Source organism: Acinetobacter sp. I-MWF, from assembly GCF_025433935.1.
GTDB classification, from domain to species: Bacteria; Pseudomonadota; Gammaproteobacteria; order Pseudomonadales; family Moraxellaceae; genus Acinetobacter; species Acinetobacter guillouiae.
In genome coordinates this window covers 2,194,140-2,217,414 of sequence record NZ_JAMBAR010000001.1, presented here as the reverse complement: position 1 = coordinate 2,217,414, position 23,275 = coordinate 2,194,140, and the positions used below count along the sequence as shown (strand labels likewise).

Genomic DNA, 23,275 nt, shown 5'->3' with positions numbered 1-23,275 from the left:
TAAAACTCAACCGAGTTTATTTACAATTTTTAATGGCAATATTTTCATGGCTAGTCCTATCGGTAACCAAGGCCATTGTGGTACATAAGCTTTAACAGGTTGTTTTTCAATTGCTTTAACCAATAAATGAGAACCTGTTTCAACATCGACCTCAAACGGCAGTTTTTTTGCCCCTTCATTAATTTCAGTACGAATATAACCAGGGAAAATCGTAGAAACTTTAATTTTCGTGTCAATTAACTCAGCACGTATCCCTTCCGCTAAAGCAGCTACACCAGCTTTACTTGCTCCATATGCGGTCAAGTGTTTAGGCATACCACGAAGTGCACTCATAGAAGAAATCACAACCAGATGACCAAACTTTTGCTCACGGAATATTTCAACAGCGGCTTCACACTGTGCCAGTGCAGAAATGAAATTGGTTTCTACAGTTGCACGGTTAATTTCAAATTTACCATTGCCAATTCGACGACCATCACCAACACCTGCATTGACAATGATACGATCGAGCTTACCAAAGTCCTGCTTAAAAGCTCGAAAGACTTGAAAAACTTGCTCATAGTTGGTCACATCTAAAGTTTTGGCAATCACTTTGATACCATATTTAGACTCCAACTCTTGTTTTAAGCTTTCTAAACGCTCTAAACGACGCGCACAGACGGCTAAGTTATAACCTTTTTGCGCAAATTCTCGTGCCATTCCTGCACCAATTCCAGAACTTGCGCCTGTGATTAAAATGGTTTTTGCCATGACAAATTCCTTAAACTGTTTTTATATTTCTAAAAGTGCGACTTTAAATCCACGTCAATAATTGCGGATCTTCAGCCTTAATAAAATGATGTTCATTCAGACTCAGTAATTGCGGTTCATTTCCCACCAGTCTTAATGTGGTTAAACTGGTATTGGCAATTGCCCAATTCAATGCAAAGGTTTTATTGGCACTTAACTCCAAGAGTTTTCCTGCAACAACTGAAATAACTCCGCCAGAAGTAAATACGATTGCATAGCGAGGTTTGGTTTTCACTAACTCATCACATAAATTCTGTAAAGCCGTTTCTACACGGTTTTTAAAATCTGGCCAAGATTCGTCATACTCATGGTGATATTCACCACCAGTCCAACGGTCAATTGCCCCTTCAAAAATTTTTGCCAAATAGGCACGTGGACTTTTTTCTTTGGCAACATCTTGTTGAAGTAGATGCGGTTGATTAAAACGCGGATCATATTGAGCAAAAACTTGTTGGTGGTTAAATTCATTCCAATGATGGTCAGTCACAATTTGAGCATCGGAAAAACTTTCAGCCAAAGCAAAACTTGCTGTTTGCTGATGGCGTAACATTGAACCTGCAACCACATAAGGCTCTTCTTTCAAAATTTTATCGAGATATTGCCCCAATAGTTTGGCTTGTAACTCGCCATTGGGTGAAAGTTTGTCATAACTCTCTGCACCAAATGACGCTTGTCCATGACGAACGAGGTAGATTGTGGTCATTTTCCTAAAATTTCCTTAAATTTTTCAAGATATTTCTGTGCAACTTCATTGGCTTCAATTTTTTGTAAACCGATAAGTTTTAATGCACGAATATGTAAGGCATGAATCACAATCCAAAAATCTTTAAAAGCAGGATTATCTGTTTGTTTATGATAGTAACGATAATAAATTTGCTGTGCGATTACAGCTAAACGGAAAATACCAAATACTTCGTAGAATGCCCAATTATCAGGTTTTAATCCGGTTTTTTCTAAATAATATTCAACCACTTCTTTACGGGTAAGCATCCCTTTTAAATGTGTAGGCTGGCGACGGGTTGATTTAAAAATTTGGTTGTCTGTATCTTCCACCCAATAGGCCAAAGCAGAACCTAAATCCATAAGAGGATCACCAATAGTTGCCATTTCCCAATCCAATACACCAATCACTTGGGTTGGGTTTTTAGGATCAAGAATGACATTATCAAAACGCCAATCATTGTGAATCAAACACGTGTTTGAGTCAGCAGGAATATTTTCATTAAGCCATTTACGTACAAATTTAAAACTCGGCACATTGATAGTGTGTGCCTTTACATAACGTGCATCCCAACCTTCAACCTGACGACGACAATACCCATCACCTTTTCCAAGTTTTTCGAGTTCGGTGCCTTGATATGGAACTTGATGTAATTCAATCAGCTTGTCTAAGACATTAATACATAATTCATGTACTTGTTGTTGAGTAAAATTCAGTTCAGGGGGCAGTTTGGCACGCGGAATAATACCTTCAATGCGTTTCATCACATAGAAGTCACAACCAATTACGGATTCATCCTGACACAGCGCGACCATTTCAGGAAGAACTGGGTAGTATGGTGCAAGCCATTTTTGTACATGATATTCACGCGCCATATCATGTGCAGATTTCGCCTTTGTCCCTTTGGGTGGACGACGTAAAATTAAATCAGCATTGTCATATTTTAAACGATAGGTCCAGTTTGAAGCTCCGCCAGAATATTGAGTCACTTCTACATTGCCTGAAATTTCAGATCCATTTTCAATGAGCCAATTTCCGACAGCACGAATGTCCAGCTCCTCGCCTTCACGTATACTTCCACCAATATCAATGACTGACATATTATTTCCCTGAATCTTATGTTTTAAACCATACATCTATAAAGAATGATACTTTTAACTAAAAACTTCACTTGCTCACTACTTTATATATAACACCTCTAACATAAAGCAGTTATTTTTTATCAGCAAATTGTTATTTTTTACGCGAGCCATAACCTCGTTTTTTTAATTCTAATTTTGCAATCATCCCTTTATGCACTTCATCTGGGCCATCCGCTAAACGTAAACTGCGGGCTTGAGCAAAGAATCCTGTTAAAGGTGTATCTCGTGATACGCCCATGCCACCATGAATTTGAATGGCCATATCAACTACTTTTTCAAGAACTGAAGGTGCAACAACTTTAATGGCGGAAATCTCGGTAAGCGCAGCCATAGTCCCTTGAGTATCCATTTTATACGCCGCATACAGGGTTAACAGTCGTGCTTGATCAATCGCAACACGAGCATCTGCCACACGTTCTAAATTTCCACCTAATTTAAGCACTTCTTTACCAAAAGCAGTTCGACTCATTCCTCGATCAATCATTAATTCTAATGCTTTTTCAGCAGCACCAATGCATCGCATACAATGATGAATACGACCCGGACCTAGACGCCCTTGTGCAATTTCAAACCCTTGTCCAGCACCACCAATAAAATTACTTACAGGTACACGAACTTGATTAAAACTAATTTCGCCGTGACCATGTGGCGCATCATAATCACCAAACACGGGTAACATACGTTCAATGGTTACGCCTTGAGTATCTACAGGCACTAAAACCATGGAATGCTGATGATGACGATCTTTGCTTTCATCAGGCGTATGCGCCATAAAGATAATAATTTTCGCATTTGGATCTCCCAAACCTGAAGACCACCATTTACGACCATTCAATACAATTTCATCACCATCTACCACTGCAGTCGCCTGCATATTGGTTGCGTCCGATGAAGCAACTGCTGGCTCAGTCATACAGAATACTGAACGGATTTTTCCTTCTAATAACGGCTTAAGCCATTGTTGTTTTTGTTGATCTGAACCATAACGCCATAGCACTTCCATATTGCCACTATCTGGAGCATTACAATTAAATACTGTGGGTGCGATTAAACTACGGCCTGACAGTTCTGCGATATGAGCATATTCCTGTACAGATAAACCTGCACCCAATACTGGATCTGGTAGAAACATGTTCCAAAGTCCAGCAGCTTTTGCTTTATTTTTCAGGACTTCAAGTTGTGCTGGCCATTGCCATTTTGTCCAATCACCGCCTTGATTCAGATGATGGACTTCATTCCAAAAATCAGCTTCTACAGGTTCAATTTCATTTTTAATAAAGGCTTGGGTACGTTCTACAAATTCTTGCGCACGTGCTGAAAGTTCAAACATGCTTATCTTCCTGTAAATATATGGATAAATATTTGAATAGTGACTCTTTACTTTACCTTAGCTGAAAACCTATTATGAACCAAATGATTTAATTCAATACCTCACTATGAATATGATTCATAATAAAACCAATCTTGATATGTCGATTTTCAATCATATTGATATTAATTTATACCCGCTTTTTATCACCATTTATGAACAAAGAAATATTTCAAAAGCGGCAAAGATTTTATGCATTACTCAGTCTGCTGCAAGTCATGCTTTACAAAGACTTAGGCTGCATTTGCAAGATGATTTATTTGTTCGCGCTGGGAGTAAAATGCTGCCTACCCCTTTTGCTGAACAGATTTATCCATCTGTACAAAATGCTTTATTTGCTTTTCAAAATATCTCCAAACAAAAACAACAATTTGATCCCAGTTCAGTACAAACCTTACGCATTGCAATACATGATGAAATTGAACCGATTATTTTTCCTAAATTGATTTATCATTTTCAAAAATTGAATTTAACCATTCAATTTCTAAGCACCAAGCTTGACCGCAAAAATGTAATTGCTGATTTAGCTGCTCAACAAGTCGATTTTGTCATTGATCTAGAACAAAATTATGGTGATAAAATTAATTATCAAAATTTGGTTCAAGATCATTTTGTGATTTGTTCTCAGCATACAAATATCAATTCTGAACTGTATTTTGCATCACCTCATATCGGTGTTTCTTCACGCCGTACTGGTTTGCTTTTAGAGGATATATATTTAAATCAAGCGCAATTTCGTCGTCAGATTTTTATGCGTTGTCAGCATTATTCAACTGCCCTGCAAGTTTTAGCACAATATCCTGATGCGATGTTAACCATTCCAAAGCAGATACTGGCACATTTACAAGTTGATCAAAGTATCAATATTTTTGAGCATCCTATTGATCTACCTGTATTAAATATGGGAATTTATTGGCACGGTGCGCTAAATGAAAATTCTAGGCATATTTATTTAAGAGAAGAAATTTCTAAAATTTTTGCTTAGGCTATTTTATAAACGATTGGATTTAGCATGCAGTTAAGCCGCTCATTTACTATCATTCCTATTCTTGATGATTTTCTTCATTCTAGTAGGTGAAATTAAGCTACTTAACTATTCCATTCAGCATCAATACATTGAACTCAAATTATAAAAATAAGACATAAAATCCATGTTAACCATGATAGTATACATTTTATGTCATGTTTTGGATGATGTTGCGATGAGAACTTCGGCGCATAATTTTATGCTTGATGGTGTGGAAGACATGTTGACTCAAATTGGGACAAATATCAAAAAAGCCCGACTTCGACGTAATATGACCATTCATGATTTGGCCAATCGCATTCATGTAGATAACCGAACGATCTCACGTATGGAAAAAGGTGATCCAAGTACCAGCCTAAAAAATGTGATTTCAGTTTTAGTGATCTTTGGCCTTGAACATACCCTAGGCTCACTCGCGAATCCTGAGTTGGATGAAGTTGGCTTGGCACTCGAAAATCGTAATAGTTCAGTACGTGCAAGATTAAAAAAACAGTCTGTAATTAGTGATGATTTCTGATAGGTAAATGAACATGGATGAAGTTAAAGGATGTTATGTTTTCATAGATACAGGCTCCCAGCCAACAATTGCTGCACACTATTCTTATGAAAAGCCAATTTATCGCTTTCTTTATGGTCAATCATACTTACAACGTGCAGATGCCTTCCCTTTAGATCCACTTAATCTAAGCTTTCAGTCTTATAACAAACCATATGAAACTATTTCTAAAGATGGTTTTGGTGTACTTGCAGATGCAACACCAGACAATTGGGGTAAACGCTTAACCAATGCCTTACACCGTAGAACACCATTAAATCAATTGGAATGGTTACTCGCTTCACAAGGAAATTCAGTCGGCTGTATTGTTGGAAGCTTGTCTAAATCGCATATAAAAAACAATTCAAATATCATTCAATATGCAGAATTAGAAACTTTTATACAAATTACTGAACTCATCGAAAAAAAACGAGATCCGTTTGAGATGAAACTTGAGCAACTCGAATTAAATAAGCTGTTATATAACGGGGCTTCAATGGGCGGAGCCAGACCCAAAACCCTTGTGATGTATAAGAATAAGGAATGGATTGCCAAATTTAATAAAAGTGATGATTTGTTTGATACCTGTAAAGTTGAATATGCTTCGCTGAATATGGCACGAGACATGGGGCTCAATACATGTAATGCCGAACTAACAGAATGTGCCGGTCGCCCTATTCTCTTAGTTGAACGCTTTGATCGAAATTGCCCTGAACGTAAAAAACACTATATCAGTGCCAATAGTTTGCTCAATATTCAGAAAATTCGTATAGGAGATCCTAAAATGTCCTATATGAATATTGCCAAAGTCTGTAGTCAGATTTGTTTTGATGCTATCAGTAATCAAAAAGAACTATATAAGCGGATGGTACTGAATGTCATGATTAGCAATACTGACGATCATTTAAAAAATCATGGTTTTTTGATGTATGACATGAAAAAACAACATTATGCTTTAAGCCCGCTTTTTGATGTTTTACCTCATGGTATGCCAAGCTCATTTCCAAATGAACATGCTCTGGTTTTAGGCAATGATGGACGGTTTGGAAGCTATGACAACCTTATCAGTCGTAGCAACGCCTTTGGACTAAACCTAGATCAAGCCAGAGAATGTATTAAGGATGTCCGTGATGTTCTCGAAAATAGAGAAAAATACTTGTTAGATGCGGGTCTTAAACCCACAGAAATTCGTCAATTAGAGCCCTATTTCTATCTAGATATCCTCAAAAACTAAAGTTCAACAATGCCAGCCATTTATACTATGGATAATAAAAACTTTGATCAGAATGAATCGGTATTTAACCATTCATCTTGGCAAGAAAATGATTCAAACACGACATAAAATCCATTTTAAATTAGATAAAGTACTTTTTATGTCATTATAAAAGAGAAAATCCAATTGTATTTATATAATTTTGCTTAGGCTATTTTGTTGTTTTACAATGATCTTAGTCCTACTTTTTTAAGATAATAAGCTAAAACATCAGAAAAAACTCTTGCTGCGGTATACATGATCAAGATCGTAAATCAAAAATAATTGTTGTTATAACATGAGACCGAATACGATCTGTTTTATTCATCTATTTTCCAGGCGTGATGAATACTGTTAAGCAATCTTTGATTTAATGCTTGCTGATGTATTTGCCATTGAGCAATTTCAATTTGGGTCGGCTCTTGTTGCCCATCGGATTCACTTAAAAACCTTTTCAATCGACTTTGATAATGAAAAGCTGAGACATCCCCAGTAATATCGGCTCCGATTAGACGCGCTGAACAAGTTTGAATTAGATCCTGCAAATGTTTTTCTAAAAAATGCCCTTGATCCCAATTGGTCATCACCACATCTTTAGACAACACATCCTTATCTATAGATAAATATATGGGTAGATCAATTTTTTGTATTTCATTAAAAAAATCTGACATTAATTGGTCTGGCTCATCATAACCATGCCATGCATGTTGTGCGCCAATCCATTGGGTCCAATTCGCCTTTTGTTGAATACTCCAATAATGCAATTTGCCCTTATATAAAGGAGACCAATGGTTTTCCCATGCATGTTTTAAGCTAATATCACTTGAGCTGATGCCGATCACATCGATCCGGGCAACCTGTGGCAATTGACTGACCCAATACACCCATGAACCGCAGTGTATTCCAAACGGATAACGCATATTGTCAGGGTGATTGTCACAAACAATTAAATGAACAGGTTCATTGTTTGTTATCCGTTTTAAAAGCAGCTGGGTTATATGATGATAATCACCACTTCCCATAAATACACAACCCAATTGATCTGATGGAGGTAATTGCTTGGCTAGATAATCTTCAAGCTGCTGAAATTTTTTCCAATGACATCCAAAACGGATTTGTTCTTGCCAACTGGCAAGATCGATGTTTTGGGCAGCATTCGAAATCTCAACTGAACCATCAAAATTGAGAACAACATGTTGCCTAATGCTATTCATGATTTTGACTCCTGCATACTTTCATGCCAATGTGCATCTGCTTCAAACAAATGGCGTAGTCGTCTGAGTACAAATCTTAATATAGGTTGTTTAATCCATACTAAATGCCGTGTAAAAGTAAACTTAGCACCCAACTGAGCCTTTACTTCTGGATCTGTCCAGCCAGCAATATAAAATTTTAAATGATGTTGTTTGGCATAATCCAGATTGATGAACCAACTGATAAAATAAAGATTATATTCAATGGCTAAGGGATAATTTAAACCAATATATTTATCAACAAGATTCCCTTGGTACTCAAAACAAATGTTATATCCCACTAAAATTTGCGCTTTCCAATACAAAAAGACTTTGCCACCATTCTCAGCATCTTGCAAAATTTCATCAAAAAACTCAGCAGTGAGTAAGTCAAAGTGAACCTCACTTTGATTGTAAACATTTAAAAATAACTGATATAACTGCGCTCGAAATGCGTGCTGTGCAAATTGTTGTGCACCTGTATCGAGTATCTCAACCCGTAAATCGTCTAAGCTTTTCAACTTGCGTTTCAAATTTTTACGGCGGCTTTTTGAAAATTTTGCTAAATAATCTTCTCGATTTTCAAAATCAATTGGCACATAAGCCAAAGCTTGCCCTTCTATCGCCAGAAAACCGGCACGCTCTGCAACTTCAATGAATTGCTGACTATAGAGATTCTCCCGCGCAGTTAATAAGGGCGAATTTATCGGTAAATCTTTAATAATCGTTAAACTTTGCTGGCCTATGCGTTGCTTGAGTTGTTGCAGCAAATCACTGACCGGTAAACTACTGATAAGCGGGCTATATTCGGTTACGGTCGTTCCAATAAAACATGTTTTTAAATGCAAAAACCGACCCCAATATGAATAACCTAATGTAGATTCAATGCGTTTTTTTACAGGAAGATCTAAAGTCGTGAGTAGATTAAAATCTGTTGTAAAAAAAGTTAAAAAATCGCTTGAATCATTTACATCAAACATCTTAGGTGGATGCTGAATAAAAGCACCTACCAGTGAATGTGGTTCCAATTGATTGAGATCGGTTTGCATTGTCATAAATTCAACCTACTGAATCACAGCTCTTTTTTAGCACGTAGTAATAACTGCTCTAATAAAACCATTGCTTGATCAATTTCAGCACGTGAGATTTCCAAGTTTGGTGCAAATGTAATCACATTTTTGTAATAGCCGCCCACATCTAAGACTAGACCACATTTTTCACCTTGATACTCCAAAGTACCTGAAAGACCAATATCTACCATTTTGTCCAATAATGCTTTATTTGGAGTAAAGCCATCCACTTGACATATTTCTGCACGTAAAGCTAAGCCTAACCCATCAACATCACCAATTTCAGGATGGCGTTTCTGTAGATCTTTTAAGCCTTCAAGGAAATATGCACCACTTTCCATAATTTGTTTTTCATAATCTTTCTCGGCCAGCATTTTCATGACTTCAAGCCCCACTGCCGTACCCAATGGATTTGATGCAAAAGTCGAGTGCGTTGATCCAACAGGGAAAACTTCAGGATTAATGATTTCTTCTTTTGCCCAAACGCCTGCAAGCGGATTTAAACCATTGGTCAGAGCTTTACCAAATACCAATACATCTGGGGTGATACCGAAATGTTCAAATGACCACAATTTACCAGTACGATAAAAGCCCATTTGGATTTCATCAACAACCAATAAAATTCCATGCTCATCTAAAACTTTTTTTAACTCTGGATAAAAATTCATAGGTGGAATGACATAACCACCTGTTCCTTGAATCGTTTCAATATAGAAAGCGGCAAATTCACTTTCGCGAACTTTAGGATCCCAAACACCATGATATTCATTTTCAAATAAGCGTTTAAACTCAGCCACAAGTTTTACTGCATACTCTTCAGCTGTCATCCCTTTAGGACGTCTAAAAGGATATGGGAAAGGAATAAATTGAGCACGTTCACCAAAATGACCATAACGACGGCGATAGCGATAGCTTGAGGTAATTGAAGAAGCCCCTAAAGTTCGACCATGATAGCCGCCTTCAAAAGCAAACATACGGCTTTTACCATGACAGAAATTTCGCACCAATTTCAATGAATCTTCGATCGCTTGTGATCCACCAACATTATAGTGAATACGTCCCTTTTCGCCGGTCTTTTTCAACATATCTTCGGCAATGACTTTGCTCAATTCAATTTTAGTTGGGTGTAAATATTGGCTGGCAATTTGAGGTAAGGTATGAATTTGATTAATTAATGCTTGGTCTAGGCGTGGGTTTTTATAACCAAAATTAACTGCTGAATACCACATTTGAAGATCAAGAAACGGTGTGCCTTGGTCATTGTAAACATAGCTACCTCGACAATCTGTAAAAATATTAGGCGGATTGACATAATGCACGGTATCGCCATATGAACAATATTTGGCTTCATCCGCCAAGAGTTGTGCTTCATCTAATGGTTCACGTTTTGTCATGGCCTGACCTTCTGAAAAAAGATGGTTTTCTTTGATATTCATGTTGTTACCTTTTTCGAGCTTTTAATTGATTCAGTTTTGTTTTGAAACAAAATCTGAGTGGAGAAATGAGTTACATTCAAAATTTATATTTGATGCCGATGGATGGATAAATATCTGTACGTCGGTCAATCATTGGACTATTTGTTTGTTCCTTTGAAAGAAAATCGACGTTTAAAGTGCCAAAAGCACTCCAATCTTTTGAAATCTGGTAATCAGCTGCGATCCCTAAAAAAGGATGAAAGCTTGTGCTGGGTTGATAAGAACTGATACCTGTGCGTTGGGCTTCTAATGAACTTACGCCATAGTAATATTGGTTATATTTAGCATTGTTCCATTGCACGCCGATTTCAGGATAAAAAGACCATTTACCACGACTGATTTCGGCTAAATAAGATACTGTGGCAATCGTGCCCTTACTTCGAGAAAGTACGTCTGTTCCAATCTGAGCTTTAAAACCACCAAATGGTGTAATTCGCATATAACTACCACCCGCCATGACTGACCATTTACGGCGTTGTAGTCCAGTCAGCTCTCCACTTGGGTCATAACTATTACCATCGTATGCAGCATTTAACCGCAGTTCATTGTGATCATCATTTAAAAGATAAACACCAGCTTCATCGCCTTCTAAATAAACGCGACCGTTATCATAGAAAGCTGTAGGAAGTAAGCTCTGATAGGTACGTTTTCCTTTATATGGCTGAAAATCGACAGTGTAATTTGCACCAATACTTAAAGTTGCTGGCTGATCACCATTTGCATATACATATGATGAACTAAGTAGTATTCCGATAATCGGCGCAAGTTTTATGGGTTTTAAATGATTATTCATATTTCGGTCCATTCAACGCATTTTTATAATGACTTCAAATCTGAAATCAGCATATTTGCGATGTGGGCTAAATATGAATTTGCTTTCTTATGCGAATCTTAAAAAAAAGTAAAATTCCATTAACATTGTTTTGTTTTGTGATCCGAAACTTAATTCAGTCAAAAATATGAATTTTAAATTCTTTTAATTTGAGGCGATAAAAAAATAAGCTATTCATTTTTAATAAATTAAATAATTTTAATAAATTACACTTTTTTACAATACAGCGACGTCATCTTTTTGCCACTAATTCCTCATAAGATTTAATTAAGAATCGAAAATTAATTTATGTGACAAGTTTATTAAAATAACAGTGGTAAAACTTATTATGTTCCTGATAAGCCCGCAACAGAATACGACCTCACAAAACCTTTGGCATATATTATGTGATTTTGATGGGACTATTAGTTTAAATGATACAACTGATCATTTATTGGAAACTTTTGCCTTAGATGGATGGCAAGCCATTGAGCAGCAATGGGAACAAGGATTGATTGGCTCAAAGCAATGTATGCAACAACAAATTGCTTTATTACATATGAATCAACAAGCGTTTTATCAATGCTTAGATCAAATAGAAATTGATGCTGGTTTTTTAGATTTGGTGCAATTGAGTGCCTTACATAAAATACCACTGACCATTGTCAGCGATGGTTTAGATCTGGTGATTCAATATATTTTATCTAAGTATAATCTAGGACATCTTCCAGTTATCGCGAATCATTTGGTTCAAATAAATGAATACCAATGGCGATTAGAATTTCCAAATACCAATTTAGCCTGTAAAAGTGCAAGTGGCACCTGTAAATGCAAAATTGCTGAGATGAATCATCAGGCAAATATTATTTTAATTGGCGATGGTCGTTCAGATTTTTGTCTTGCCGAAAGTGCAAATTATGTCTTTGCAAAAAAATCCCTGATTGAACATTGCCGCGAAAAACAAATTTTATATACGCCTTTTAAAAATATTACAGAAATTCATCAACCTTTAGAAAAGTTACTGATGAGTGATTTTGAACTTGATCCAACGATTATGGTGCTTGCATGATTAAAGATAACTCATTCTTCATCAATGGAAGTCGTACTGGTGTACTACTGATCCATGGTTTAACAGGCACACCTAATGAAATGCGTAGTGTGGCAAAGCCCTGTCAGCAAATGGGCTATAGTGTCTTAGCCGTACAGCTCGCAGGACATTGCGGAACAATGCAAGACTTAGTCCAAACCAAATGGGAAGACTGGTATTCAAGTATTTGCCAAGCTGCTGAAGAATTAAAAAAGCATACTGATGAAATATTTGTCATTGGATTATCTATGGGCTCGTTATTGGCACTTAAATATGCTTCAGAACATCCAGTTGCTGGAGTGATTTGTTATAGCCCAACATTTAAATTTGATGGTTGGAGTATTCCACGATGGTCAAAAATACTCGCCCCTATCGTTTTACCTATCGTTTCGCATTTAAATATTTTTAAAAATAGTGCCTTTGATGAAACTGAGCCTTACGGCATTAAAAACCAACAATTGCGTATGCGTATTCTAGAAGCCATGAAAAGTGACGATAGTAGTAAAGCTGGATTGCCAGGTAATCCTTGGCATTCACTTTATCAGATGCAGCGCTTATCCAAAAATGTTGGTAAAAATTTATACAAAATTACCGCTCCGACGCTTTGTTTACATGCATTTCATGATGATATTGCGGATAAAAAAAATAGTCAGTTGATCTATGACAAAGTATCGGGCCAAAAACAATTAATTTGGCTTTACGAAAGCTACCATATGATCACGATTGATAACGATCGTAAACAAGTCATTGAAGCATCATTAAATTTCATCAAACAACATCAACAATTGGCTGTTATTTCCAACCCTGTAGAAAAGTCAGCTGAAATAAGCACTGTTGAAGCGAATTTAAAACATGGTGAACCTGCGTGAATTTAGCTATTGCTGCTGTCTGGTTTCTAACTATTGTCATTGATACTGTCGGTCAACTGGCTTTTAAGGCAGCAGCGTCAGAAAATACTCAACATGATGGCATTGCACATTGGAAAGCAATGGCAATACGCCCCTGGATTTGGATTGGTATCACCAGTTATATCATTGAGTTTTTCACTTGGCTTATTTTCCTTTCCTTAGTCCCATTGTCTGATGGTGTGATGTTAGGCAGTATCAATATCGTTGTCATCCTTATCGCTGGGCGTTTATTTTTTAATGAAAAGCTCACACGTAATCGACTGATCGGTGTCATCTTAATTAGTTTAGGCGTCACTGTTGTGGGATTAGGCACATGAAGTTATTTTATATCATCGGTTTTATCATATTAATGTCTTTTGACACCTTGGCCCAAATCAGTTTTAAATTTGCGTCCATCCATGCAATGCCACTGACTTATGATATGGCTTGGTTAATCCGTATCTTGAGTCATTATTGGATTTATGGGGCAATTATTGGCTATATCGGGGCCTTTTTTACATGGATGACTTTACTCAAACATGCACCTGTTGGGCCTGCCTTTGCTGCATCACATTTGGAGTTGATTAGCGTCACGCTTCTATCTATATGGTTGTTTAATGAACCACTCACCTTTGCAAAAGTACTAGGCGCAACACTGATTTTAATTGGTGTACTTTTCTTAGCAAAAGATGAGTCAAAACAATATCTTTCAACCAATGAAGTACTGAAGTAAAACCACACCCTCTTTGAACCAATACATAGGAATATGACTTACGACATCTAAATATGAAAAAAGAAATCCCACCGACCAATGGCCTCACGATTAATTTTAGAGATCTGTTTCCTTCTGCTCATCAAACAGATCTATCCACATATCTAAGCCATTTACTCAATATTCCTGAACCGAGTTTAACTTGCTCAGGTACAGTTGCTCTAATTCTTGCCTTGCAAACGCTAGAAAAAAGACAACCACAACGTAAACAAGTCATTATTCCAGCATGGACATGTCCGTTGGTGGCACTGGCGATTGAGAAAATAGGATTAACGCCCGTTCTATGTGACATAGAAACCAATAGCTTAAATTTTGAGATTCAACAACTACAACAGTTAACCAATGCAAATACCTTGGCAATTGTGGTGACTCATTTTGCCGGTCTGGTTTATGATTTTAGCTTAGTCCAAGAAATTGCCCGACATTATCAGACCTTTATCATTGAAGATGCTGCTCAATCTATGGGTGCTAAAACCCATTATCAAAGCGTAGGGCAAATTGGAGATATTGCATTTTTTAGTCTGGCTTTTGGCAAAGGACTAACCAGTGCTGAAGGAGGTGTATTGTTTAGTCGGGATCTAGAAATCAACCAGCAACTTTATGAAAGTTCCTTAACATTACCTTTGCTCAAGCAATGGGAGCTGAAACGTTGTTTGGAATTGATGGCGTATAGTTTGCTTTATCGTCCTGCAACTTTAACATGGCTCTATGGCAAACCATTGCGTAAGGCGCTAGAAAACCATGATGAAATCACAGCTGTAGGCGATAACTTTGATCTAGACAGCATTCCTATTCATCAACTTGGGAAATGGCGCAGTCAAGTTGCAGCACATGCCAGCACACGCCTTCCGCTACATTGGCAACAAGCAAGACAGCGAGCTAAAAAGCGTATCTTACAATTAAGATTATTGCCAAACTTACATATATTTGATGAACAGATAAATACTCAGGCAACTTTTCCATTTTTGATTTGTTTTGTAGAAAATGAAAGATTATGTCAAAAAATATTAGATGAACTTTGGTGCTCAGGTTTAGGCATAACCAAACTTTTTGTACGTTCAATTTCCCACTATCCAGCGTTATCGCATATACATGCCGATACACCAAACGCAACAAGCTTCGCAGCACAAAGTTTTACTATTAGTAATTCAGCTTGGTTAGAGGAGGATGATTTTCAAATTATTTTTAAAGTACTAGAGAGAATTCTAACCACATAGAATTAAGCCCAATCCGAGTAACATCTATTTAAAAAAACAATTTACCTTTGTCACGTCATATAACCCATTCAATAAAAACCAAACCGTTTTCACCCTTGGTCTGATTTAATCAAAGATGATCATTTTTTGATTAATGAAAAAGATTTATTAATTTTTTAGAAGCCGCTTAGATACAGATTATTTTTATTGTCCATTCGCTAACACAAAAAATTAAATTAAAAATGAGGAACACAGTTCCTCATTTTTAATTTAGCAAAACCTTAGTAGGCCAATTGAATCAACATTCTAAAAAAACCAGCAATAATCGCCAATGTTAGAAATCCACCTAGCCATAACACGACAAACCATTGCGTTTGAGATAGTTTCATATTTGCTTACCTCATTTAAAGCTTTAATTTTTTACTCTGCAGCATGTTTAATCTTGCTTAGGCTATTTTTTACTCAAGCCAAAAACTAAACATGCGACTTTTAAGTTTAGTGATAACCTTCATCACCAATTCGAACTTTGTCTCGGAACACCCAATACGAAAGCCCGGTATAGATCAAAATAATTGGAATTAAAATCAATGCACCAATTAAAGCAAATAACTGGCTGCTCTGTGGCGCGGCAGCTTCCCATATGGTCACTGATGGTGGAATCACATAAGGCCACAAACTGATGATAAACCCAGTATAAGCAAGGAAAACCAAAGCCAAAGTATAAAGGAATGGGCTTAGTTCATAACGCTTTTTACATGCGCGAAGCACAAGAAAAGTAAACAGCACCACCAATATTGGTACAGGACTAAAATACATCAATTGTGGTTGGCTAAACCAGCGTGCTGCAATTTCAGGATGCGCCATCGGGGTATAAATACTGACTGCGCCAAAGATGACAAACAAAGCAACGATTAATTTAGGCATCAACTGATACATACGATCTTGTAAATCAAGTTCAGTTTTAAAAATTAACCATCCACAACCCAGTGCTGCGTAAAGTACAACAACACCAATACCTGTAAACACAGTAAACGGCGATAACCAGTCTAAACCACCACCTGCATACATATGATTTTCAACTTTAATCCCTTGGATATACGCACCAAGAATCATCCCTTGGAAAAAACTGGCAAGAATTGATCCACCAATAAAAGCTTTGTCCCATAAATGCTTGGTTCGATTGGCCTTAAAACGAAACTCAAAAGCCACACCACGGAAAATTAAAGCAATCACCATAAGGATAACTGGCATATATAATGCAGACAATACAGTGGCATAGACCATTGGAAACGCAGCATATAATGCTGCACCGCCCAATACCATCCAGGTTTCATTACCATCCCAAACAGGTGCAACAGTGTTCATCATCACATCACGTTCGTGTTGATCTTTAACAAAGGGAAATAAAATCCCAATCCCTAAATCAAAACCATCTAATACTACATAGATGAATACACCAATGGCGATAATGACAATCCAAATCAGAGATAAATCAATCATTATTTCCGCTCCTGTTCATTGGAATCAACGCTATCTTCAACACTCGTCAATGGACGTTTAGAGGCTAAAATAACCGCTTCTTCACTATGCGCTACACTTTCTGGTGTGGCGTAGATAAATTGTGGACCTTTGTGCATTAATTTCAACATATAGTAAATGCCGATGCCAAATACGATGCAATACACCACAACGAAAATAATTAAAGTGAGGCCGACTTGTTCCGCAGAAACTGGAGATAAAGCATCTTTGGTTCGCATCACTCCATATACCACCCACGGTTGACGACCAACTTCTGTGGTAAACCAGCCTGCAAGCAAGGCAATAAATCCTGAAGGTCCCATAGCAAAAGCAAAACGGTGTAACCATTTGTTTTCATAAAGCTTGCCGCCTTTGCGTAGAAACAATGCCATCACGGCGAGTAAAATCATCAGCATGCCCATTCCAACCATGATTCTAAAGCTCCAGAACACCACAGTAGAATTAGGACGATCTTCAGGTGCAAACTCTTTTAAGCCTTTTACCTCACCATCCAGTGTATGGGTCATGATTAAGCTACCAAGATTTGGAATACCGATAGCATATTTAGTTTCTTCTGCTTGCATATCTGGAATACCAAACAGATATAGCGGCATACCCTCACCTTTGTTGGTTTCCCAATGCCCTTCAATCGCCGCAAGTTTAGCAGGCTGATGTTTTAAGGTATTTAGACCGTGATTATCACCGATGAGAACCTGTAATGGTGCAAGGACCAGAATCATCCACAATGCCATAGAAAACGATTTTTTGATTAATGCGTCACGGCGTCCTTTTAATAAATGCCAAGCAGCAGTTGCAGCCACCAGTAAGGCTGAAACAAGGAATGCTGCAGCAGCCATATGGGCTAAACGGTAAGGAAATGAGGGGTTAAACACAATTGCAAACCAATCTTGCGGCACGATAATCCCATTTTCGATGCTAAAGCCTTGTGGTGTTTGCATCCAACTGTTTGAAGATAAAATCCAAAACATTGAAATACAGGTACCAATCGCCACCATAGCCGTTGCAAAGAAATGCGCCCGAGGACCTACGCGCCCCCAACCAAAAAGCATAATACCAAGGAAACCGGCTTCTAAGAAAAATGCACTCAGCACTTCATAAGCCAGTAATGGACCGGTTACCGAGCCCGCAACACGTGAAAATTCACTCCAGTTTGTTCCAAACTGATAACTCATCACCACACCAGAAACCACGCCCATTCCAAAAGCGACAGCAAAAATTTTCACCCAGAATTTAAATAAATCTTGGTAAACAGGATTTTGAGTCTTTAACCAGCGCCATTCAAGCACAGCCAAAAAGCTTGCAAGCCCGATAGAAATTGAAGGAAAAATAATATGGAAAGAAACAGTAAAAGCAAACTGAATACGCGCCAATTCTAAAGCAGTTAATCCTAGATCCATGACATCACCTTATTCATTGGTAAAGTTGGTAAAGATTGAGTTTTAAATACATTGTTAAACATTTTTTGTTGTACAAACTCAGCATACGCCTGAACATTCCGTACAATCTGTTGTTTTCTTTTTGCTGTATTTTTAAACAATGCTAAAAATAGCATGCAAAACCTGCTTTCCTGCAAATCGAGGAAATTTTGAAAAATCATGATCATTCTCTACACAATAAATTCGAAATACGATCGCATGGCTTTAAAGCCTTTATTTAAAAATGCTAAACCTATGGATCGGTGAATGTGTTATGCAAAGACTACAGGTGGGGCTCGCCCTTGAGGAATCAGAAACAGGCGTTGTAATTGAAAATAGACATGCTGAAAGTTTTCAACATAAGCCATTAAACGTACTTGAATACGCACTAGGATTTCTTTTACGCCAATTTCTGGTGGCATCACTAAATTGCCATATACCACACAATACTGACATTGATGGTTAATGTCATGATGATCATGACTTGAGCTGCTTGCTTGCTGGGCTTGATCTAAATGCAAATAGTGATGAATAAAACTAGATTCTTGCTCATGATGAAGATGTGCATGTGTTGGTCGCAATAAAGCTTGAGTGATGTCTTCACAGACCGGAGCAATTTGATACTGCTCAGGTAATAACGGCTGTAAAAAAACCGCAAGCTGTAAAAATACTGTTGCAAATGCCAGCAACAGACCACTGCTTCTTAACACAATTGATTGCTCATATTGAGAGAGATAGAAAAAAGTATAAGTTTGCTTTTAACTGTAGATCTTTAACTTGAAATAAAGAATCAACTGCATAAAAACCAAGCATATTACTCAACTTTTCTAGCTTTACTATAGTACATTTAAATTTTAAATCAAAGCCTCTTTAGCACTTTTTTGGAAATCGTTTTCTTTTTTAATGATTTGTTTATTATATAGCAATGATCAATAAAACTTAAAAAAGCATCCATCATCGCCTCAGCTTTTAGTGAGTAAATAGCACCAGCCCAACTTTCAAGCTAAATTCAATTGAAAAGCTTATACCCGACGACTGAATCTACAATGATATTCTAAGGGTGTTAAGCCGATTTTTTTTCTAAACAATCTGCGAAAAGAAATTGGGTCTAGATAACCAACACTTTGTATAATTAGATCAATAGATTGATTAGCATTTTCAATAGCAAAGCTTCTTGGCTGAGCAAGCCAAGAAGCTAGAGAAAATAAAACAATTATTTAAACACTTTAAAACGCACAGCATCATCGATATAGGCTTTTTCAGCAGCCTCTGCTTCAATTGAACCAAATACCAACTGTGCACGAAGTTTCCAAGTTTTGGGTATATCCCATTCCGCATGAACTTGTTCATCGACAATTGGATTGTAGTGCTGTAAGGACGCACCAATACCCTCGCTATTTAAGGCTGTCCACGTTGAAAATTGTGCGATTGCTGTAGAGTGTTCAGCCCAAATCGGAAAGTTTTCTGCATATGCTGGAAATTTTTCCTGTAAGTTTTGGATCACATCTAAATCTTCAAAGAAAAGAACGGTACCAAAGCCTGCGATAAAACTGTCTATTTTAGTCTCTGTTTTTAAGGCACTTGCTTCATCTTTGGCATAAGCTTTCAGTTGAACTTTTACAAAGTTCCAGAACTTCTCATGTTCAGCATTAAACAAGATCACTGCACGAGATGATTGCGAGTTAAAAGAAGATGGACTTTGCTTGATCGCTTGCTGAATCAAATCAGTAAGATGCTCAGGAGATTGATTAACATGACGTCCAATCGCATAAATTGTACGGCGTTTATGAATTAAATCTAAAAAATTATTCGACATTGCTGAATATCCTTGGATATATCCCCGGGGAAATCCGATACTTTAAAAAAGATTATCAAGATATTTTAAAAAATCATAACAAGTATGAATTGATTAAAATCAAAAGTATTACAACATAAAAAATCTTGCTAGAAATATCTACTTTTGTCATATGTTTCTAAGCAAAAGTGAATTAGCAGAAATATAAGGGGCTGTTGACATTTCATAACTGGCTTGCGTTGTAGTTTAAAATTGAGCATGAGATGTATACATCGTAAAGCATGAAGGATAATAGCGAATCTATTTTCGACTTTCATAACGAAGACTGAGATAATTTTAGCCACAATCATAAGTTTTATCGTACAAACGCGTAATAAAGAAGATTGAATAAGAAGTGCCAACATTTAAAATTAAATCATAAAGACTTGCTAAATGAATGACCTCATTTAAATCATTGTCATCATGCTTAAACAACTGCCGAATAAAATCTAAGCATTAAAAATATTTCCACTCAAAATTTAGATATCGCAATTGGTTAAAAAATGAAAGTTTTAAATGTATTAAGTATCATCAGTTCAATATTTATTCTATTTTTTATGTTTTATACGCTTGGGCCTACAATTTAAAAAACTTAAACAGATGAATAAAAAATAAAAGGCAGTTTTAAACTGCCTTTTATGTATGAATTTGATTATTTCAATCTATTGCTTATGTTTGACTAGAAATTAGCATTCAGCACTTTGGCAGGTACAGTATTTTTCCAAATATCTCGCAAAGTAGGTAAATAGAATTTTTCACCTAACTCAACCAATTCAGCGTCAATCAATGCATGTGTTTCATGCATAAATAAGTAGTCCAGTTCAACCGTAGACAATTGTTGCTGCTTTTTTGCAAATTCTTTACGTTTGGCTTGAGCTTGTTTAAGCAGTTGGTCTGCGAAATTTTTATTCTTATATTGGCTAATCGCTTGTAAACGTAACTCAATCACACCCCAACCTGTAAGGAGTTTCTTAAAAATCTCAAAATCTTCAGTTGTAGATTCCCAAGTCATTTTATCCAAGTCTTCATCATCAGGAAGTACTGGGAGTAAAATTTCCATTACACTTGGAAAAATCTTTTTGAAATTTAAAATAAATTTAACAGGGTGCTCACCAGGGTAATCTTTAAACTGCACATTTTCCTGAACATCTGTTAAATAAATTGATAACATTAAAAAATCCTTAATTAAAATACTGTTTACTATAACGTTATTGGTCATCTTGCAGCCTAAATACAAAATAAAAATAACATGAAAACAGCGAAAGAAATGCATTCTAACAATTATGACAGTTTATTCAATGCCAATTGCAGTATTCACCTGTGGTCGATCAAAGATATTGGTGGGCGAATAAAGCTGATTCTTGTAAAGAACTAAACTTGATCAAACTCAGTGACCAAAAACTCGATTAAAGCTTTTACCGATGGTAATAGACCTCTTCTAGAAGTATAGGCCAAATGAATAAGCTCTGGCATCGGTTCCCACTCAGGAATCACTTTAACCAGCCTGCCCGCTTTTAAGTCTTCAGCAATAATTAATTCTGGTAGTTTTGCAATTCCCAAGCCATCTAAGGTCGCTAAATGCAATGCACTTAAATCTGTAGTGGTTAGCCTCGGCTCATCCTTAACCACATATAATTCATTATTAGAATTATAAAGATCCCAATGATATTCAAAGGACAAAGACTCCATCATTAAAATAGGTAATTTTGTTAATTCTTCTGGTGTTTTAATCAAGAAATGTTGATTCAACAAATCAGGGCTTGCGACAATAAATTGTTTTGAAATGGATAGGCTACGTACAATCAAATCACTATCTTTTAAAGGTAAGGGTCTGATTCGAATTGCAACGTCATAACGTTCATTAAACAAGTCTACCTTTCTATTTGTCGCTTCAACATGTAATTTAACTTTCGGATAACGTGCTAAAAACTTATTCAACATTTTACTGACATTAATATGCAATAAATTTGTAGGACAAGAAATTTTTACAATTCCAGTTGGCTCTGCGCTTAACAATGCAATTGCCTCATCAGCTGATTCAGCTTCCACAAGCATTGCTTTACAGTGTTGTAAATATATGTTCCCGACATCCGTAATCGAAATTCTTTTGGTGGTTCGATTGAGAAGTTTTACTCCTAAACGGTTTTCCAATTCCGCAACTCTTCGACTTAACAATGATTTGGTCACACCCAACGCATTACTTGCAGCTGAAAATCCATCATATTCAATCACTTTGGTAAAATAATATAGGTCATTTAAGTCTTTCATCATATCCCCTTAAATATCGCAACTGTTCTCCATATAAGACAATATGTCATATAAATAGCATAATTCAATATTTGTCCTACTGTTAGTATTAAAACAGCAAATGATTGCTTAACTAAGGATATATAAAATGTCTACTCCAGCTAATTTTAATGGCCAAGCCCCAGTGATTGATGTAAATGATTCCGTTATGCTGTTAATTGATCATCAAAGTGGTTTATTTCAAACCGTTGCAGATATGCCAATGACAGAACTACGCCAACGCACAGCAGCCTTAGCTAAAATAGCATCATTATCAAACATTCCTGTCATTTCCACAGCATCAGTTCCTCAAGGCCCCAATGGCCCACTTATTCCTGAAATACACGCAAATGCACCCCATGCAAAATATGTCGCACGTAAAGGCGAAATTAATGCTTGGCATAATCAAGAGTTCGTTGAAGCGATTAAAGCAACAGGTAAAAAGACCCTGATTATTGCGGGTACGATTACCAGCGTGTGTATGGCTTTTCCAGCGATTAGTGCAATTGCAGATGGCTATAAAGTTTTTGTTGTGGTTGATGCATCAGGTACGTATAGCAAAATGGCACAAGAAATTACCTTAGCACGTGTGGTTCAAGCAGGTGCGGTACCGATGGATACAGCGGCGGTTGCTTCAGAAATTCAACAAACTTGGAACCGTGAAGATGCTGCTGAATGGGCTCAAGTGTACACTCAAATCTTCCCTGCTTATCAATTACTGATTGAAAGTTATTCAAAAGCACAAGAAGTTGTGACAAACAAAGAAGTACTTGATTCAGTTCGTAAATAATTTTAAATAAATGATGATTTTAGACACCTTTCGAGGTGTCTAAATC

The 23,275-nt window shown here is 36.8% G+C and carries 25 protein-coding genes and 1 pseudogene; 9 read left to right on the top strand and 17 right to left on the bottom strand.

Going from position 1 to position 23,275, the window contains the following annotated elements:
• Window positions 1-6: 6 nt before the first annotated feature.
• The 4 genes from M2R48_RS10305 to M2R48_RS10290 all read right to left on the bottom strand — a co-directional run bounded on the left by M2R48_RS10305 (window position 7) and on the right by M2R48_RS10290 (window position 3,982).
• The gene (locus tag M2R48_RS10305; RefSeq protein ID WP_004720558.1) at window positions 7-750 is read right to left on the bottom strand and encodes an SDR family oxidoreductase; all 744 of its coding nucleotides are present in this window, start codon (window positions 748-750) and stop codon (window positions 7-9) included.
• Between the two features lie 43 nt (window positions 751-793).
• Window positions 794-1,492, bottom strand: a complete 699-nt coding sequence (locus M2R48_RS10300) for a histidine phosphatase family protein (RefSeq protein WP_004720559.1) — start codon at window positions 1,490-1,492, stop codon at window positions 794-796.
• Window positions 1,489-2,610 (bottom strand): phosphotransferase family protein, encoded by a 1,122-nt coding sequence (locus tag M2R48_RS10295; protein ID WP_262086028.1) that lies wholly within the window; start codon window positions 2,608-2,610, stop codon window positions 1,489-1,491. Before M2R48_RS10295 ends, M2R48_RS10300 begins: the two co-directional genes overlap by 4 nt.
• A 133-nt stretch (window positions 2,611-2,743) precedes the next feature.
• Window positions 2,744-3,982 (bottom strand): acyl-CoA dehydrogenase family protein, encoded by a 1,239-nt coding sequence (locus tag M2R48_RS10290; protein ID WP_262086027.1) that lies wholly within the window; start codon window positions 3,980-3,982, stop codon window positions 2,744-2,746.
• A gap of 106 nt (window positions 3,983-4,088) precedes the next feature.
• On the opposite strand from M2R48_RS10290, the gene M2R48_RS10285 reads away from it, so the two are divergent.
• From M2R48_RS10285 to M2R48_RS10275, 3 genes are all read left to right on the top strand, one after another.
• Entirely contained in the window at window positions 4,089-5,006 is a 918-nt protein-coding gene (locus M2R48_RS10285; RefSeq protein WP_262086026.1) for a LysR family transcriptional regulator, read from the top strand.
• Window positions 5,007-5,223: 217 nt separating this feature from the next.
• Window positions 5,224-5,565 carry a helix-turn-helix transcriptional regulator gene (locus tag M2R48_RS10280; RefSeq protein WP_051065603.1) on the top strand — a complete coding sequence of 114 codons (342 nt, stop codon included), beginning with the start codon at window positions 5,224-5,226 and terminating at the stop codon, window positions 5,563-5,565.
• Window positions 5,566-5,578: 13 nt separating this feature from the next.
• A complete protein-coding gene (locus M2R48_RS10275) occupies window positions 5,579-6,817 on the top strand; it encodes a type II toxin-antitoxin system HipA family toxin (protein ID WP_262086025.1) in 1,239 nt (412 codons plus the stop codon).
• Between the two features lie 338 nt (window positions 6,818-7,155).
• On the opposite strand, the gene M2R48_RS10270 is transcribed toward M2R48_RS10275, so the two are convergent.
• The 4 genes from M2R48_RS10270 to M2R48_RS10255 all read right to left on the bottom strand — a co-directional run bounded on the left by M2R48_RS10270 (window position 7,156) and on the right by M2R48_RS10255 (window position 11,405).
• The gene (locus M2R48_RS10270) at window positions 7,156-8,049 is read right to left on the bottom strand and encodes a hypothetical protein (RefSeq protein WP_262086024.1); all 894 of its coding nucleotides are present in this window, start codon (window positions 8,047-8,049) and stop codon (window positions 7,156-7,158) included.
• Window positions 8,046-9,116 carry a GNAT family N-acetyltransferase gene (locus tag M2R48_RS10265; protein ID WP_262087478.1) on the bottom strand — a complete coding sequence of 357 codons (1,071 nt, stop codon included), beginning with the start codon at window positions 9,114-9,116 and terminating at the stop codon, window positions 8,046-8,048. The genes M2R48_RS10270 and M2R48_RS10265 overlap by 4 nt, the downstream gene beginning before the upstream one ends.
• 23 nt (window positions 9,117-9,139) lie before the next feature.
• Window positions 9,140-10,573, bottom strand: a complete 1,434-nt coding sequence (locus M2R48_RS10260) for an aspartate aminotransferase family protein (RefSeq protein ID WP_004821449.1) — start codon at window positions 10,571-10,573, stop codon at window positions 9,140-9,142.
• Window positions 10,574-10,649: 76 nt separating this feature from the next.
• The gene (locus M2R48_RS10255) at window positions 10,650-11,405 is read right to left on the bottom strand and encodes a MipA/OmpV family protein (protein ID WP_262086023.1); all 756 of its coding nucleotides are present in this window, start codon (window positions 11,403-11,405) and stop codon (window positions 10,650-10,652) included.
• A 367-nt stretch (window positions 11,406-11,772) separates the two neighbouring features.
• Here M2R48_RS10255 and M2R48_RS10250 point away from each other — a divergent pair, with 367 nt between their 5' ends.
• Genes M2R48_RS10250 through M2R48_RS10230 form a run of 5 tightly spaced genes read left to right on the top strand, consistent with a single transcriptional unit; the run spans window position 11,773 to window position 15,386 of the window.
• Window positions 11,773-12,492 (top strand): MtnX-like HAD-IB family phosphatase, encoded by a 720-nt coding sequence (locus tag M2R48_RS10250; RefSeq protein WP_262086022.1) that lies wholly within the window; start codon window positions 11,773-11,775, stop codon window positions 12,490-12,492.
• Complete coding sequence (locus tag M2R48_RS10245) at window positions 12,489-13,379, top strand: alpha/beta hydrolase (RefSeq protein ID WP_262086021.1); 891 nt, start codon at window positions 12,489-12,491, stop codon at window positions 13,377-13,379. The genes M2R48_RS10250 and M2R48_RS10245 overlap by 4 nt, the downstream gene beginning before the upstream one ends.
• Complete coding sequence (locus M2R48_RS10240) at window positions 13,376-13,735, top strand: EamA family transporter (protein ID WP_004821440.1); 360 nt, start codon at window positions 13,376-13,378, stop codon at window positions 13,733-13,735. Before M2R48_RS10245 ends, M2R48_RS10240 begins: the two co-directional genes overlap by 4 nt.
• Window positions 13,732-14,130 carry a DMT family transporter gene (locus M2R48_RS10235; protein ID WP_262086020.1) on the top strand — a complete coding sequence of 133 codons (399 nt, stop codon included), beginning with the start codon at window positions 13,732-13,734 and terminating at the stop codon, window positions 14,128-14,130. Before M2R48_RS10240 ends, M2R48_RS10235 begins: the two co-directional genes overlap by 4 nt.
• 53 nt (window positions 14,131-14,183) lie before the next feature.
• Entirely contained in the window at window positions 14,184-15,386 is a 1,203-nt protein-coding gene (locus tag M2R48_RS10230; protein WP_262086019.1) for a DegT/DnrJ/EryC1/StrS family aminotransferase, read from the top strand.
• A gap of 260 nt (window positions 15,387-15,646) precedes the next feature.
• Here M2R48_RS10230 and M2R48_RS10225 read toward each other — a convergent pair whose 3' ends face one another.
• The 9 genes and pseudogenes from M2R48_RS10225 to M2R48_RS10185 all read right to left on the bottom strand — a co-directional run bounded on the left by M2R48_RS10225 (window position 15,647) and on the right by M2R48_RS10185 (window position 22,421).
• Window positions 15,647-15,754, bottom strand: coding sequence for a DUF2474 family protein (locus M2R48_RS10225; protein ID WP_004821434.1), 108 nt, complete (start codon window positions 15,752-15,754; stop codon window positions 15,647-15,649).
• 106 nt (window positions 15,755-15,860) lie between these two features.
• Window positions 15,861-16,865 (bottom strand): cytochrome d ubiquinol oxidase subunit II, encoded by a 1,005-nt coding sequence (cydB, locus tag M2R48_RS10220; protein WP_004821432.1) that lies wholly within the window; start codon window positions 16,863-16,865, stop codon window positions 15,861-15,863.
• A complete protein-coding gene (locus M2R48_RS10215; protein WP_004720575.1) occupies window positions 16,865-18,301 on the bottom strand; it encodes a cytochrome ubiquinol oxidase subunit I in 1,437 nt (478 codons plus the stop codon). The genes cydB and M2R48_RS10215 overlap by 1 nt, the downstream gene beginning before the upstream one ends.
• Complete coding sequence (locus M2R48_RS10210; protein ID WP_262086018.1) at window positions 18,292-18,456, bottom strand: hypothetical protein; 165 nt, start codon at window positions 18,454-18,456, stop codon at window positions 18,292-18,294. Before M2R48_RS10210 ends, M2R48_RS10215 begins: the two co-directional genes overlap by 10 nt.
• 135 nt (window positions 18,457-18,591) lie before the next feature.
• Entirely contained in the window at window positions 18,592-19,029 is a 438-nt protein-coding gene (locus M2R48_RS10205; RefSeq protein WP_004720578.1) for a DUF2946 domain-containing protein, read from the bottom strand.
• Between the two features lie 312 nt (window positions 19,030-19,341).
• Window positions 19,342-19,461 (bottom strand): annotated as a pseudogene (locus M2R48_RS10200) (GlxA family transcriptional regulator); the annotation flags it as partial.
• Window positions 19,462-19,532: 71 nt separating this feature from the next.
• Window positions 19,533-20,135 carry a nitroreductase family protein gene (locus M2R48_RS10195; protein WP_209826227.1) on the bottom strand — a complete coding sequence of 201 codons (603 nt, stop codon included), beginning with the start codon at window positions 20,133-20,135 and terminating at the stop codon, window positions 19,533-19,535.
• 697 nt (window positions 20,136-20,832) lie between these two features.
• A complete protein-coding gene (locus M2R48_RS10190) occupies window positions 20,833-21,324 on the bottom strand; it encodes a hypothetical protein (RefSeq protein ID WP_004821426.1) in 492 nt (163 codons plus the stop codon).
• 200 nt (window positions 21,325-21,524) lie between these two features.
• Complete coding sequence (locus tag M2R48_RS10185) at window positions 21,525-22,421, bottom strand: LysR substrate-binding domain-containing protein (protein WP_262087477.1); 897 nt, start codon at window positions 22,419-22,421, stop codon at window positions 21,525-21,527.
• A 127-nt stretch (window positions 22,422-22,548) separates the two neighbouring features.
• Between M2R48_RS10185 and M2R48_RS10180 the strand changes: the two genes are divergently transcribed.
• A complete protein-coding gene (locus M2R48_RS10180) occupies window positions 22,549-23,229 on the top strand; it encodes a hydrolase (protein WP_262086017.1) in 681 nt (226 codons plus the stop codon).
• Window positions 23,230-23,275 lie beyond the last annotated feature (46 nt).

Coding starts and splice junctions, on each gene's coding strand:
- M2R48_RS10305 (WP_004720558.1), bottom strand. CDS start 750: ATGGCAAAAACCATTTTAATCACAGGCGCAAGTTCTGGAATTGGTGCA.
- M2R48_RS10300 (WP_004720559.1), bottom strand. CDS start 1,492: ATGACCACAATCTACCTCGTTCGTCATGGACAAGCGTCATTTGGTGCA.
- M2R48_RS10295 (WP_262086028.1), bottom strand. CDS start 2,610: ATGTCAGTCATTGATATTGGTGGAAGTATACGTGAAGGCGAGGAGCTG.
- M2R48_RS10290 (WP_262086027.1), bottom strand. CDS start 3,982: ATGTTTGAACTTTCAGCACGTGCGCAAGAATTTGTAGAACGTACCCAA.
- M2R48_RS10285 (WP_262086026.1), top strand. CDS start 4,089: ATGAATATGATTCATAATAAAACCAATCTTGATATGTCGATTTTCAAT.
- M2R48_RS10280 (WP_051065603.1), top strand. CDS start 5,224: ATGAGAACTTCGGCGCATAATTTTATGCTTGATGGTGTGGAAGACATG.
- M2R48_RS10275 (WP_262086025.1), top strand. CDS start 5,579: ATGGATGAAGTTAAAGGATGTTATGTTTTCATAGATACAGGCTCCCAG.
- M2R48_RS10270 (WP_262086024.1), bottom strand. CDS start 8,049: ATGAATAGCATTAGGCAACATGTTGTTCTCAATTTTGATGGTTCAGTT.
- M2R48_RS10265 (WP_262087478.1), bottom strand. CDS start 9,116: ATGCAAACCGATCTCAATCAATTGGAACCACATTCACTGGTAGGTGCT.
- M2R48_RS10260 (WP_004821449.1), bottom strand. CDS start 10,573: ATGAATATCAAAGAAAACCATCTTTTTTCAGAAGGTCAGGCCATGACA.
- M2R48_RS10255 (WP_262086023.1), bottom strand. CDS start 11,405: ATGAATAATCATTTAAAACCCATAAAACTTGCGCCGATTATCGGAATA.
- M2R48_RS10250 (WP_262086022.1), top strand. CDS start 11,773: ATGTTCCTGATAAGCCCGCAACAGAATACGACCTCACAAAACCTTTGG.
- M2R48_RS10245 (WP_262086021.1), top strand. CDS start 12,489: ATGATTAAAGATAACTCATTCTTCATCAATGGAAGTCGTACTGGTGTA.
- M2R48_RS10235 (WP_262086020.1), top strand. CDS start 13,732: ATGAAGTTATTTTATATCATCGGTTTTATCATATTAATGTCTTTTGAC.
- M2R48_RS10230 (WP_262086019.1), top strand. CDS start 14,184: ATGAAAAAAGAAATCCCACCGACCAATGGCCTCACGATTAATTTTAGA.
- M2R48_RS10225 (WP_004821434.1), bottom strand. CDS start 15,754: ATGAAACTATCTCAAACGCAATGGTTTGTCGTGTTATGGCTAGGTGGA.
- cydB (WP_004821432.1), bottom strand. CDS start 16,865: ATGATTGATTTATCTCTGATTTGGATTGTCATTATCGCCATTGGTGTA.
- M2R48_RS10215 (WP_004720575.1), bottom strand. CDS start 18,301: ATGGATCTAGGATTAACTGCTTTAGAATTGGCGCGTATTCAGTTTGCT.
- M2R48_RS10210 (WP_262086018.1), bottom strand. CDS start 18,456: ATGCTATTTTTAGCATTGTTTAAAAATACAGCAAAAAGAAAACAACAG.
- M2R48_RS10195 (WP_209826227.1), bottom strand. CDS start 20,135: ATGTCGAATAATTTTTTAGATTTAATTCATAAACGCCGTACAATTTAT.
- M2R48_RS10190 (WP_004821426.1), bottom strand. CDS start 21,324: ATGTTATCAATTTATTTAACAGATGTTCAGGAAAATGTGCAGTTTAAA.
- M2R48_RS10185 (WP_262087477.1), bottom strand. CDS start 22,421: ATGAAAGACTTAAATGACCTATATTATTTTACCAAAGTGATTGAATAT.
- M2R48_RS10180 (WP_262086017.1), top strand. CDS start 22,549: ATGTCTACTCCAGCTAATTTTAATGGCCAAGCCCCAGTGATTGATGTA.